Genomic DNA, 12,108 nt, shown 5'->3' with positions numbered 1-12,108 from the left:
GGTCGTCCGGGGCGGTCCGGGGTCAGGGCCGGGTCTCGCACGGTATGCGCGGCCCGGCGCCTCTACAACCGACGCGATCCTCCCGGCCTTGCGCCCCTCACCGGCACGGCGTAGCGAGATTCCATGACTCTGCACAGGCTTTCGGACCTCACGTGGGAGGAGGTCGGGGCGCTCGACCTCGATCGAACGGTCGCCATCCTGCCCGTGGGAGCCACCGAAGCGCACGGCCCCCATCTGCCTCTCGACACCGACGTCATCATCGCGGAAGCGATGGCGGAAGCCGGCGCCCGGCGACTCTCGGCTCGCGGTCTGGAGACCGTGCTCCTCGACGGCCTCCGGTACACGCCCGCCGCCTTCGCCGCGAGCTTCCCCGGCACCATCGATATCGGGACCGCGACGTTCACCGCCCTCGTCGTCGACATCGCCGCCAGCCTGGGCCGGGCCGGGATCGCTACGCTGGCGATCGCGAACGCACACTTCGACCCCGCTCACCTCGAGGCGCTTCGGGCAGCGGCCGCGGCGGTCGGCGAGGGGGACGCCATTCGCGTCGTCTTTCCGGACGTCACGCGTCGGCCGTGGGGAAGCCGGCTGACGGAGGAGTTCCGGAGCGGGGCCTGTCACGCCGGGCAGTACGAGGGTTCGATCGTTCTCGCCCGCCGCCCCGGGCGCGTGCGCAAGGAAATCATGCGCGAGCTGGAGGACAATCCGGTCTCCCTCTCCGCCGCGATCGGGGCCGGACTCCGAGACTTCGTCGAAGCTGGGGGGACGCGAGCCTATTTCGGCTACCCGTCGCAGGCGACGGCGGAAGAGGGACGTGCTACCATTGAGACGCTCGGAGACATCCTCGCGGAAGCGGTGGGAGAAGCCCTGGGAGAGGAGAAGGAGTCGTGAGTCTCGCCGGACGTGGCGCTCTCATCACGGGCGGGGGACGCGGCATCGGCGCCGCGGCCGCACGGACGCTGGCGGATCGGGGCGTCCGGCTGGTTCTCGCGGCGCGGAGCACGCCCGAGATCGAAGCCGTCGCCGCCGAGCTTCGGGACGGTGGCGGAGAGGCGTGGGCGGCGACGTGCGACGTGTCGGACCCGGCGAGCGTGGAGGCCCTGTGCCGCGAGGCGGCGGATCGGCTCGGAGCCGTGGACATCCTCGTGAACAATGCCGGCGTGGCGAGTTCCGCCCCGGTCGTGAAGCTCGCGCTCGAGGAATGGGAACGGCTGTGGCGCATCAACGCAACCGGCGCGCTCCTCGCGATGCAGGGCGTGCTGCCGGGCATGGTGGAACGCGGCTGGGGCCGGATCGTGAACGTGGCCTCGATCGCCGCGCTGCGGGGAGGGCGCTACATGGGGGGCTACGCCGCGTCGAAGCACGCGCTCCTCGGCCTCACGCGCTCCGCCGCGGCCGAAGTGGCCGGAGCCGGGGTCACGGTGAACGCGGTCTGTCCCGGCTACGTCGACACGCCGATGACGGATGCGACGATAGAGAACATCGTGAAGCGAACGGACATGGAAGAGACGGACGCCCTCGACGCGATCCTTGCGACGACGCCGCAGCGGCGGCTCATCGCTCCCGGGGAGGTCGCCGCGTCCATCGCGTTCCTGTGCGAAGAGGAAGCGCTGAGCATCAACGGCCAGACCGTCGTGCTGGACGGCGGCGCCACATCGGCCCTCCAGTGACGTGTCGGGGAACGCCCGCTTGAGCGCCGATGGCGGGGCCGATGCCCGCACCGACCCGTTCGAGGTCCTGAATCCGGCCGCGCTGGGCAAGCCGCGGGGCTGGAATCACGGACTCCTCGCGCCTCGCGAGGGCCGAGTGCTGTTCGTCGCCGGGCAAACCGCGGCCGGACCGGGGGGAGACCTCGAGACCGCGGACTTCGCCGCACAGTTCACGCTCGCGCTCGATCGCGTGCTGGCGGTCGTCCGGGCGGCCGGCGGAGAACCTTCGCACATCGGACGCATGACCATCTACGTTACGGATCTCGCCGCCTACCGGGACGCGCGTTCCGAACTCGGGGCGGCGTGGCGCGCCCGGCTGGGCCGGCACTATCCCGCCATGTCGCTCGTCGAGGTCAGCGGGCTCGTCGATGTCGGCGCGCAGGTCGAGATCGAGGCGACCGCCGTCGTGCCGTGACGCCGCATCACTCCCTGGAAGGAAGCGCGCCGTGCCTCTGAACCCGACTTCATTCCTGTACGAGGTCGATGCCGCGACCTCCGTCGCGACGATCACGCTGAACCGTCCCGAACGGCGCAACGCCCTGACCTTCGAGGTCTACGACGAACTCCGAAACACGTTCCGCGCGCTCGACCGGGAGCCGGGGGTCCGCGCGGTCGTGATCACGGGGGCCGGCGCCGCCTTCTGCACGGGCGGAGATGTGCGGGACATCATCGGACCGCTCCTCGAGATGGACTCCGGCGAACTGCTGGAATTCACGCGGATGACGTGCGACCTGATCGCCGCCATGCGGGAGTGCGGCAGACCCGTCGTCGGCGCCCTGAACGGAACGGTGGCGGGGGCCGGGGCCGTGATCGCGACCGCCTGCGATGTGCGGATCGCGGCGGAATCCGCGAAGATCGCCTACCTGTTCACCCGCGTCGGGCTTTCGGGCGCCGACATGGGCATCGCCTGGCTCCTGCCGCGAATCATCGGTCTCGGGCGGGCGACGGAGCTTCTGATGACGGGCGATTTTCTCGACGCGCGGGAGGCGCTTCGTCTCGGACTGTACAATCGTGTCGTACCCGCTGGCGAAGCGCTCGCCGCGGGAACCGAGTGGGCGGCGCGGCTGGCGGCGGGACCTTCTTCCGCGCTGTCCGTCACCAAGCGCGCTCTGGAGAGGGAGGCGCACATGACGCTGCGCGACGCGCTCGCCGAGGAGGCCCGTCTGCAGGCCGCCTGCATGGAGGACCCGAACTTCCGCGAGGGCTTCCGGGCCTTCGTCGAGAAGCGGGCGGCGGTATTCTCGTGATCGACCTCCATCCCGTCCGCGCCTTTCTCGAACCGGGGCACTTCGAACTCGGGGAGGGCCTCGGGCGCTATGCGGCCGCGGAGTTCGCCGAACACGCGCATCGGGACGACGATGATCTCGCCCGGCGGTACGCACGGGAGATCTGCGCGTCCCTCGGGCGGGGCGGCTGGCTGAAAGCGATCGCCCGGCAGGACTTCCGGGCCTGTTCGGTGATCCGCGAGACGCTCGCCTTCTACTCGCCGCTCGCGGACGCGATGTTCGCACTCCAGGCGTTGGGCTCGACCCCGATCGCACTGGCCGGCGACGAGAGGCAGCGGCGACTGTGGCTCGACCGCGCCGTCCGGGGGCGAGCCGTGGCCGCCTTCGCGATGAGCGAGCCGGAGGCGGGATCCGACGTCGCCGCCATGCGCACGACCGCCGTCCGGGACGGGAACGATTACGTCCTCAACGGCGTGAAGACCTTCATCTCGAACGCGGGGATCGCGGATTTCTATCTCCTGTTCGCGGTCACCGACCCCGGCGAGGGCGTGGGAGGGATCTCGGCCTTCCTCCTACCGGCCGACACGAAGGGGTTCCGCTTCGTGCGGCCGCTCGTGATGGCCGACCCCCACCCGCTGGGCGAGATCGCGCTGGAGGACTGCCGACTGCCGGCCGAGGCCCGTGTCGGAGGCGAGGGCGAAGGGTACAAGCTCGGGCTCGCGACGCTCGACCGTCTCCGCCCCACCGTCGGAGCCGCGGCGTGCGGGATGGCGGGCCGCGCGCTTCACGAGGCGCTCCACCACGCCCTCTCGCGCCGGCAGTTCGGGCGGGCGCTCGCCGATTTCCAGATCACGCAGGAGAAGGTGGGACGCATGGGCACGGACCTCACCGCCGCCCGGCTCCTCGTGTATCGGGCGGCGTGGGAGCGCGACGGCGGGGCGGACCGCACCGACCTCGAAGCCGCGATGGCCAAGTCCTTCGCGACCGAGATCGCGCAGGGGGTGGTGGACGACGCCGTGCAGATCCTCGGCGGACGGGGCGTGCTGGCGGACCACCCGGTCGACCGGCTCTACCGCTCCGTGAGGGCCCTCCGCATCTACGAGGGCGCGACGGAGATCCAGCGTCTCATCATCGCGCGCCATCTGTTCGACGCCGCGCGCGACGAGGGCGACCCCTGAGGATCGTCTGCGTCGGAGGCGGGCCTGCCGGCCTGTACTTCGCGATCCTGATGAAGCGCTCGGGCCCGGCGCACGACGTCATCGTCCTCGAGCGCAACCGCCCCGGCGATACCTACGGATTCGGGGTCGTGTTCTCCGACGCCACGCTGGAGGAACTCGCCGCGGCGGACCGTGAGAGCTACGAGGCGATCACACGGTCGTTCCACCACTGGGACGACATCGACATCCACTACCGGGGCCACCGGCTCACGTCGACCGGACACGGGTTCAGCGGCCTCTCCCGCACCACCCTCCTCGAGATTCTGGAGTCGCGAGCGCGCGAACTCGGCGTCGATCTGAGGTGCGGCGTGGAGGTCGAGTCGGAGGAGGCCTGTGCCGGCGCCGATCTCGTCCTCGCCGCCGATGGAGTGAACAGCCGCATGCGGGACCGATACGCCGGCGCGTTCGGCCCCCGCGTCGATCTCCGTCCGAACCGGTTCGTGTGGCTCGGCACGACGAAGCCCTTCCCCGCCTTCACCTTCCATTTTCGGGAGACCGAGCACGGTCTATGGCGCGTGCACGCGTACCAGTACAGGCCCGGCGGCGACGGGGAGGAAGCCGTCTCCACCTTCATCGTCGAGGCGACCGAGGCGACGTGGCGCGCCGCCGGCATGGACGCCGCGTCCGAAGAGGAGACCGTCGCCTTCCTCGAGGACACCTTCCGCGAGGAACTGGACTCCCATCGACTCATCGCGAACCGCTCGATCTGGCGGGGCTTCCCGACCGTGCGGAACCGGTCGTGGCGCCACGGCAACATCGTGCTCGTCGGCGACGCCGCGCACTCGGCCCACTTCTCCATCGGGTCGGGCACCCGGCTCGCGATGATCGACGCGATCTCGCTCCACGAGTCGCTCCTCGCCCACGATCTCGCCGTCGCTCCCGCGCTGGAGGCCTACGAGACGGCCCGCCGGCCCGAGGTCGAGAGCGTGCAGAGGGCGGCCCAGGCGAGTCTCGAATGGTTCGAGGGCACGGAGCGTTTCCTGGAGACGGAACCCGTGCAGTTCGCCTTCAACCTCATCACGCGCAGCCTCCGGATCACCCACTCCAACCTCGCGCTGCGCGACCCGGAGTTCACCGCGCGCGTCGACCGCTGGTTCGCGAAGCGTGCCTTGGCGGGCGCCGCGGCGGGGGCCGGAGGATCTCCCCCCGGGAGCGTCGAGCGCGGCCCGGCTCCCCCTCCCCTCCTCGCCCCGTTCCGTCTCCGGGAACTCGAGTTGAAGAACCGGGTCGTCGTCTCGGCGATGTGCCAGTACTCGGCGGAGGACGGGACGCCGGACGACTGGCACCTGGTGAACCTCGGCAGCCGTGCGATCGGCGGGGCCGGACTCGTGATGTCGGAGATGACGGACGTGAGCCGCGAAGGCCGTATCTCCTTGGGCTGCACGGGAATGTACGCTCCCGCGCATGTGGGCGCGTGGAAGCGGATCGTCGATTTCGTGCACCGCCACTCCGACGCGGCGATCGGGATGCAGCTCGGCCACGCGGGCCGGAAGGCGTCCACGCGGCTGTCCTGGGAGGGGGACAACGAACCGCTCGAAGAGGGCGGCTGGCCGATCATGGCCGCTTCCCCCGTGCCCTGGTTCGAGCACAGCCCGGTCCCGCGCGAGATGACGCGGCGGGACATGGATCGGGTGACGGCCGAGTTCCGCCGCGCGGCGGAGATGTCGGAGGAAGCCGGGTTCGACCTGCTGGAGATCCACTTCGCACACGGCTACCTGCTGGCCAGCTTCATCTCTCCCCTCACGAACCTCCGTGAGGACGAGTACGGGGGAGACGTGGACGGACGCCTTCGCTTCCCGCTCGAGGTGCTCGCGGCGGTGCGATCCGCGTGGCCGGCGGAGAAGCCGATTTCCGTCCGGATCTCCGCGGTGGACTGGGCGGAGGGCGGGATGACGGCGGAGACGGCCGTCGAGGTCGCGCACCGCCTGAAGGAGGCGGGCGTGGACATCATCGACGTCTCGGCGGGGCAGACCGTCCCCTGGCAGGAGCCGGCCTACGGCCGCCAGTACCAGACCCCCTTCTCGGACCGCATCCGGCACGAGGCGGGGATCGCGACCATGGCCGTGGGCAACATCTCCTCCTTCATGGACGTGAACACGATCCTCGCGGCGGGGCGCGCGGACCTCTGCTGTCTCGCCCGCGCACACCTCTGGGACCCATACTGGACCCGGCACGCAGCCTACGCTTCAGGGGCGCCGATCCCCTGGCCTCCGCAGTATTCGTCGCTGGATGGCTACACGCCGCGCTTCGAGTGGGGGTACTGAGGACCGGCCGCCGAAGGGAGATTCATGGCGCACGGCAAATACCTGACCTATGCCGGATACCTGCACCTCGACGAGTTGCTGTCGCTCCAGCGGGAGCAGTCGGGCGAGGACGGGGACCCCGAGCACGATGAGATGCTGTTCATCATCATCCACCAGGTGTACGAGCTGTGGTTCAAGCAGCTGCTGCACGAACTCGCGTTCGCGCGCGACCGGATGGGTGCGGACGACATGCCGCGGCTGCTGCACACCATGGGGCGCATCCTCACGATCCTGAAGGTCCAGGTCCATCAACTCGACATCCTCGAAACGATGCGGCCGCTGGAGTTCCTCGCGTTCCGGCAGCGGCTGGAAGAGGCGAGCGGACTGCAGTCGTACCAGTTCCGGGAACTCGAATTCATTCTCGGCCACAAGCGGACGGACGTGTTCGACCGCTACCCGGCCGGAAGCGACGCGCGCCGGCGGCTCGAATCCCGCTACGGGGAGCCGTCGCTGTGGGCCGCCTTCCTCCGGTTCCTCCACGCGCGCGGGTACGCGATCCCGGCGGAGGACCTGGAGCGGGATGTCACGGCGCCGACCGAGCCGTCCGCGGGCGTGCGGGCCGCCCTCATCCGGCTTTACCGGGAGGACCCGCAGCTCGTCCAGCTGTGCGAGCGGTTCGTGGACCTCGACGAGGGACTCCAGGAATGGCGCTACCGGCACGTGAAGATGGTGGAGCGCACGATCGGGGCGCGGCCCGGGACCGGCCAGACCGGCGGCGCAGCCTATCTGCGGACGTCGCTGAACCGCCCCGTTTTCCCCGACCTGTGGGCAATCCGCACGGACCTGTGACGAGCTTCGCGCCGGAGGATCTGTACCGGGAGCCGAACGCGCTCGCTCCGCACTATTCCCGCTTCCGGGTCGCGGAGCGGCTGCTCCTCACGGGACATTCGCACCAGGCGTGGCCCGACTGCGGCTTCGAGGGACAGCTCCGGGCCTGGGAGGACGCCGCCCGGCTCGTGGACGGGAAGTGGGAGGAGGCGTTCGCGCGCGGGAACCGGGTCCGCGCCGGGTACGCCGAACTCCTCGGACGTCCGGAGCGCCCGGACGACGGGGACTGCGCCCTGGGCTCGAACACGCACGAACTCGTGGTCCGCTTTCTCTCCGCCCTGCCGCTGCGCGCGCGGCCGCGTCTCGTGACGACCGCGGGGGAGTTCCACTCCATCCGGCGCCAGCTCGACCGGCTGGAGGAGGAGGGACTCGCCATCGTTCGCGTGCCAGTGGACCCGATCGACTCGCTCTCCGAGCGGCTCCGTCTCGCGACGGACGACGAGACGGCGGGCGTGCTCGTCTCCGCCGTTCTCTACCGTGACGCCCGCATCGTCGGCGGGCTCGACCGCGTTGCGGAGTCCTGCGAACGCGTGGGGGCCCATCTCCTCGTGGACGCCTATCACGCGCTGAACGCGATCCCCTTCGACCTCTCGAGCCTCGGACTCGAAGGCGCGTTCGTCGTGGGGGGCGGGTACAAGTACTGCCAGCTCGGCGAGGGGAACTGCTTCCTGCGGGTACCCCCGGATTGCCGGCTGCGCCCCGCCGTCACGGGGTGGTTCGCGGAGTTCTCGGCGCTGCACGAGGCGGAGGACGAGGGGCGGGTGAGCTACGGATCGGGAGCGGAGCGGTTCGCGGGCAGCACGTACGATCCAACGAGTCACTACCGGGCGGCCGAGGTGTTCGACTTCTTCCGGGAGCGGGGACTTGCTCCCGACTTCCTGCGCGCGGTGAGCCGGCACCAGATGGATCGTCTCGCGCGAGGATTCGACGGGCTCGACGCGGACCCGGAACTCGTGGACCGCGACCGGGAGACGCCGCCGGAGGCGGTGGGCGGCTTCCTCGCGCTCCGGACGCCGCGGGCACGGGACTTCCACGAGGCCCTCGCGGCCCGGGGCGTGGCCACGGACTACCGCGACGACCTGCTGCGGCTGGGTCCGGCCCCCTATCTCAGCGACCGGCAACTGGACGACGCGGTCGCCGCCCTGGGAGAGGTCGCGGCCGGGTTCCAGCGGGCGCCGGGCTAGTCGGATCGGGCGGCGCGCCGCTCGGCCCACTCCAGGTCCGCCCGGCTGTCCACGCCGCGGACCATCGTCTCGAGGTCGCCGATGCGGGCGAGTTGTTCGGCCGAGACGTATCGCACCCGCAAGCGCTCCAGGAAGCTCATCATCGAGGGAGACGGGTCCACCGACGTGGCGGGGCGCGCCACGAGCCGCGCGGCCAGCCGGCCGACCTCTCGCCGATAGGCGGCGCACAGCGGCTGGGCCCGGCCGCGGGCAAGCGGCACGACGGCGTCCGCCTCCGCGTCGTTCGCGAGTTCGCCGCTCAGGCCGTCGACGAGATCCGGCGTGACGAAGGGGAGGTCGCCCGCCAGCACGACGCAGATCGCACCGTGCGCCGCGCCCAGCCCGGAGGCCACGCCGGCGAGCGGGCCGAGGTCGGACACCGGGTCGGGCACGACGAGGAGGGCACGGCCTTTCGGGCCGCGGAGCGTGACCGAGCCGGGCGGCCCCGCGCTTCCCCTGCCGGGCTCCCAGCCTTCCGCGGCGAGGGCCCGCTCGAAGGGCGGCACTTCGCGCACCGCCAGAACCGCGTCCGCGATATGCGCCGTGGCTTCCAGGATCCGCGACAGCACCGTGCGACCGTCGATCTCGACCAGCGGCTTGTTGCGGCCGAGGCGGCGCGAACGCCCGCCGGCCACGACCACGAGCGACCTGTCCGTCCCGCTCACGCCCGGGCAGGCCCTCCGGGGCCCGCCGCCTCCGCCCGGGGCGCCACGCCGAGATCCGACAGCAGCGCGGCCACCCGCCGGCGGATGTCATCCCGCACCGCGCGGAACTCCTCCGCCGGAAGGTCCTTCGGATCCCTCACCGCCCAGTCCTCCCGCCGCCGGGCGGGCACGTGCGGACACGCGTCGCCGCACCCCATGGTGACGACCGCATCGAACGGGCCGGGCGGCACGTCGTCCAGCCCCTCCGACCGGTGGACGCCGAGATCGTAGCCCCACTCCGCCATGGACTCGATCGCCTTCGGATTAACGACTCCGGAAGGGCGCGACCCTCCGCTCACGGCCTCGACGCGCCCGCCCGCCAGCATGCGGGCGAACGCCTCCGCCATCTGGCTGCGGCAGGAGTTCTCCACGCAGACGAAGAGGAGCCGAGGCCGCGTCATGCTCAGGTCCGCCGCACCGATCCCCGCTCGCGCCCGCGGCGCTCAGCCGCCGAGGACGTTGAACTGCCGGCTGAACTTGACGATCAGCGAGCGGCCCTGCGGCCCGTGCAGATCCTGGATCCCCTGGATGTCGTTGTAGACGATGAAGAGGCCGGTCCCGGCCGTGTTGAGCCATCCGAACCGCACGTTGGCGGAGAAGGTGTCGAGCTGGGTCGAGTACTGAACGAGCGACTGCAGGTAGATCCGCGGCGTGAAGAAGTACCCGAAGTTCACGCCGGCCAGCGTCGCCACGTAGTTCCCCTCCTTCAGCGTGAGGTTGTTGTAGTCGAGCCGAATCGACGTGCTGAACGAGGAACCCGGCCGCAGCGTCAGCGTCCCGTTCAGGCTCCGTCGCGAACCCGACAGGAACGAGCCGATGTTCGCCCCGCTGCGGAAGGACACCTTCGCCGACTCGTTCGTCCAGAAGCGCAGCTGCGTCTCCCACCCGTCGTATGTCCCCTCGGGCACCGTGAGATCCGAGCCGGGGAACCGGAACGGCTCGTACAGCCCTTCCCGGACCCAGTTCATGCCCGTGTGGGCCTCCATCCCGTCGTTGAACTCCCAGTGCGTGTCGATGTGGAGCCGCGCCGACTCCTCGAACCCCGGCGCCACCCCCGTCTTGTCGCTCCGGAAGGTGTAGTAGGAGACGTGCGGGCGGATCTCGCGGAAGGTCTCGTCCGGGTGGATGTTGTGCATCAGGAAGAGCTGGTAGTACTGGTGGCCCGTCCGCCGCAGGAAGCCCACCTCGGGGTTGAAGTTCTCGCCGAAGTGCTGGTACTGGACGTTCCCCCGCCACTTGCGGGTCGTGAGACCGAAGGTCGCGTCGAACGCCTGGTCCGCCGTCGTCAGGCCGGGCGTCGTCGTCTTCGCCGTCCACGCCGTCAGCGTCCACGCCTCTCCCAGCCCCAGCTGGCCATCCACCGCGTACGTCCGGTTGTAGTCGCCGGAAGCGCTCCCGTCCCGGTTGATGAAGGCGCCGCCGATCCGCGACCGGTTCGGCAGTTCACGCGCCACGCGGGCGACCGAGTACGCGTTCGCACCCTGGACGCCGTCGACCCCGTCCGTCCCGATGTGAAGCATCCCGACGTTGAATCCGGCCGCGCGCCCCGACACGCGGGCCCCGCCGGTGATCGGGACCTGCCGGCCGTTGGCGATCCCGATGCGGCGGCTGAAGAAGAGATCCGCCCCGCCGCCCCCGACCGCGAAGAATCCCGCGTTCTCGAGAAAGAAGGGCCGCTTCTCGGGGAAGAGCAGGCTGAAGCGCGTGAGGTTGACCTGCTGGTCGTCCACCTCCACCTGCGCGAAGTCCGTGTTGTACGTCGCGTCGAGCGTCACGCCCCGCGTCAGCTGGAGCTTGGCCTCGCCGCCGAACTCGTAATCCTGGTCGAACGCCGTCTGCCCGCCCGCGTAGTCCCGCGCCGTCGAGCCCAGCATGTACGGCGTGAAGGAGCCGAGGCGCCGGAAGGGAGCCTCGAGCCCCGTCAGGTGGCCCGCGTAGTTGAGCCGGTAGAGGTTGAACTCGCGGGGGACCGCGGACCAGAAGGACTCCTCGTTCCTTCGCCGGATCTGGCGGGAGACGTTGAAGCCCCAGGTCGGGTCGGTCCCGTAGCGGAGCGTGTTGAAGGGAATCCGGAACTCCGCGTACCAACCCTCGCCGTCGCGGCTCGTCGCGACATTCCAGGAGCCATCCCAGTTCTTGTTGAAGCCCCCGCCGGCCCCGGACTGCATTCGCCGCTGGGTGTTGAAACCGCCCCCCAGGAAGAAACCGCCGCCGCGGCCTTCGTTGGCGACCTGTCCGTCGTACTCGATGCCCGCCGGGGTCGTCCCGAAGACGAACGCGTTCTGGAAGTCGTGGTAGGTGTCGAAGGCAAGCAGGATGTGGTCGGCCTCGGAAACCTCCGCGTCCCGGATCCTGTCCCCGGGGATGATCGCCGCCGGATCCTCGTCGAGAGCCCAGATCCCGACGTAGATGGCCTCGTCGTCGAACACCATCCGCACCTCGGTGCGCTCCGACGCGGGCTGCCCGTCGAACGGCTCGCGCTGGACGAAGTCCGTCATCACCGGCGCCCCGCTCCAGGCCGCATCGTCGAGGACTCCATCGATGACGGGAGCCTGCCCCGTACGGACCGCCAAGCCTTCCAGCGGAGAGGGCGGCGGCCCTTCCGGCTCGCCCTGCCCCGGACCGTCCTGTGCACGCAACTCCGTCGCCGGCACGAACAGGCCGATGAGACAGGCGATCCCGAGGCCGAGTCGACGGCCGGCTGGCAGCCCGTGGTTTCTTCGGAAACTCATATGATGAACACCTTGGAAGGATGGACCTGAGCGCACCAAGTCGAGAAACGTAACACGTACCGACTACGGGCGGTTGCAACGCAGAGCCGTCCAACGCTATGTTCAGATATATGGACACTGTTCAATCACGACTGCGGTTCTTCCGTAAAGAGCTTCAGGGCCTGTC

The 12,108-nt window shown here is 70.3% G+C and carries 11 protein-coding genes; 8 read left to right on the top strand and 3 right to left on the bottom strand.

The window, feature by feature from the left end; genetic code table 11:
- Positions 1 to 123 precede the first annotated feature (123 nt).
- The 8 genes from ACQY5G_RS05965 to ACQY5G_RS05930 are packed head-to-tail and all read left to right on the top strand — an operon-like array spanning position 124 to position 8,467.
- The gene (locus ACQY5G_RS05965; protein WP_428277935.1) at positions 124 to 891 is read left to right on the top strand and encodes a creatininase family protein; all 768 of its coding nucleotides are present in this window, start codon (positions 124 to 126) and stop codon (positions 889 to 891) included.
- Complete coding sequence (locus ACQY5G_RS05960) at positions 888 to 1,670, top strand: SDR family NAD(P)-dependent oxidoreductase (protein WP_428277933.1); 783 nt, start codon at positions 888 to 890, stop codon at positions 1,668 to 1,670. The genes ACQY5G_RS05965 and ACQY5G_RS05960 overlap by 4 nt, the downstream gene beginning before the upstream one ends.
- 19 nt (positions 1,671 to 1,689) lie before the next feature.
- Complete coding sequence (locus tag ACQY5G_RS05955) at positions 1,690 to 2,124, top strand: RidA family protein (protein WP_428277931.1); 435 nt, start codon at positions 1,690 to 1,692, stop codon at positions 2,122 to 2,124.
- 31 nt (positions 2,125 to 2,155) lie between these two features.
- Complete coding sequence (locus tag ACQY5G_RS05950) at positions 2,156 to 2,956, top strand: enoyl-CoA hydratase family protein (RefSeq protein ID WP_428277929.1); 801 nt, start codon at positions 2,156 to 2,158, stop codon at positions 2,954 to 2,956.
- A complete protein-coding gene (locus ACQY5G_RS05945; protein WP_428277927.1) occupies positions 2,953 to 4,113 on the top strand; it encodes an acyl-CoA dehydrogenase family protein in 1,161 nt (386 codons plus the stop codon). The genes ACQY5G_RS05950 and ACQY5G_RS05945 overlap by 4 nt, the downstream gene beginning before the upstream one ends.
- Positions 4,114 to 4,163: 50 nt before the next feature.
- Positions 4,164 to 6,416 (top strand): FAD-dependent monooxygenase, encoded by a 2,253-nt coding sequence (locus tag ACQY5G_RS05940; RefSeq protein ID WP_428277925.1) that lies wholly within the window; start codon positions 4,164 to 4,166, stop codon positions 6,414 to 6,416.
- A 24-nt stretch (positions 6,417 to 6,440) separates the two neighbouring features.
- Positions 6,441 to 7,244 (top strand): tryptophan 2,3-dioxygenase, encoded by an 804-nt coding sequence (locus tag ACQY5G_RS05935; RefSeq protein ID WP_428277923.1) that lies wholly within the window; start codon positions 6,441 to 6,443, stop codon positions 7,242 to 7,244.
- A complete protein-coding gene (locus ACQY5G_RS05930) occupies positions 7,241 to 8,467 on the top strand; it encodes a kynureninase (RefSeq protein WP_428277921.1) in 1,227 nt (408 codons plus the stop codon). The genes ACQY5G_RS05935 and ACQY5G_RS05930 overlap by 4 nt, the downstream gene beginning before the upstream one ends.
- Here ACQY5G_RS05930 and mobA read toward each other — a convergent pair.
- Genes mobA through ACQY5G_RS05915 form a run of 3 tightly spaced genes read right to left on the bottom strand, consistent with a single transcriptional unit; the run spans position 8,464 to position 11,942 of the window.
- Complete coding sequence (gene mobA, locus ACQY5G_RS05925; protein WP_428277919.1) at positions 8,464 to 9,171, bottom strand: molybdenum cofactor guanylyltransferase; 708 nt, start codon at positions 9,169 to 9,171, stop codon at positions 8,464 to 8,466. The two genes, ACQY5G_RS05930 and mobA, sit on opposite strands and share 4 nt — an antisense overlap.
- Complete coding sequence (locus tag ACQY5G_RS05920; RefSeq protein ID WP_428277917.1) at positions 9,168 to 9,611, bottom strand: arsenate reductase ArsC; 444 nt, start codon at positions 9,609 to 9,611, stop codon at positions 9,168 to 9,170. The genes mobA and ACQY5G_RS05920 overlap by 4 nt, the downstream gene beginning before the upstream one ends.
- A gap of 42 nt (positions 9,612 to 9,653) precedes the next feature.
- Positions 9,654 to 11,942: a DUF5916 domain-containing protein gene (locus ACQY5G_RS05915; protein ID WP_428277915.1), complete on the bottom strand. Its 2,289-nt coding sequence runs from the start codon at positions 11,940 to 11,942 to the stop codon at positions 9,654 to 9,656.
- Positions 11,943 to 12,108 lie beyond the last annotated feature (166 nt).

The sequence above is a fragment of the Candidatus Palauibacter sp. genome (assembly GCF_965261555.1).
GTDB lineage: Bacteria > Gemmatimonadota > Gemmatimonadetes > Palauibacterales > Palauibacteraceae > Palauibacter.
This window is presented reverse-complemented; position numbering and strand designations above follow the sequence as displayed.

Excerpts from the sequence above, each read along its gene's own strand:
- ACQY5G_RS05940 (WP_428277925.1), top strand. The coding sequence starts at position 4,164 with ATGAAGCGCTCGGGCCCGGCGCACGACGTCATCGTCCTCGAGCGCAAC.
- ACQY5G_RS05935 (WP_428277923.1), top strand. The coding sequence starts at position 6,441 with ATGGCGCACGGCAAATACCTGACCTATGCCGGATACCTGCACCTCGAC.
- ACQY5G_RS05920 (WP_428277917.1), bottom strand. The coding sequence starts at position 9,611 with ATGACGCGGCCTCGGCTCCTCTTCGTCTGCGTGGAGAACTCCTGCCGC.
- ACQY5G_RS05915 (WP_428277915.1), bottom strand. The coding sequence starts at position 11,942 with ATGAGTTTCCGAAGAAACCACGGGCTGCCAGCCGGCCGTCGACTCGGC.
- ACQY5G_RS05965 (WP_428277935.1), top strand. The coding sequence starts at position 124 with ATGACTCTGCACAGGCTTTCGGACCTCACGTGGGAGGAGGTCGGGGCG.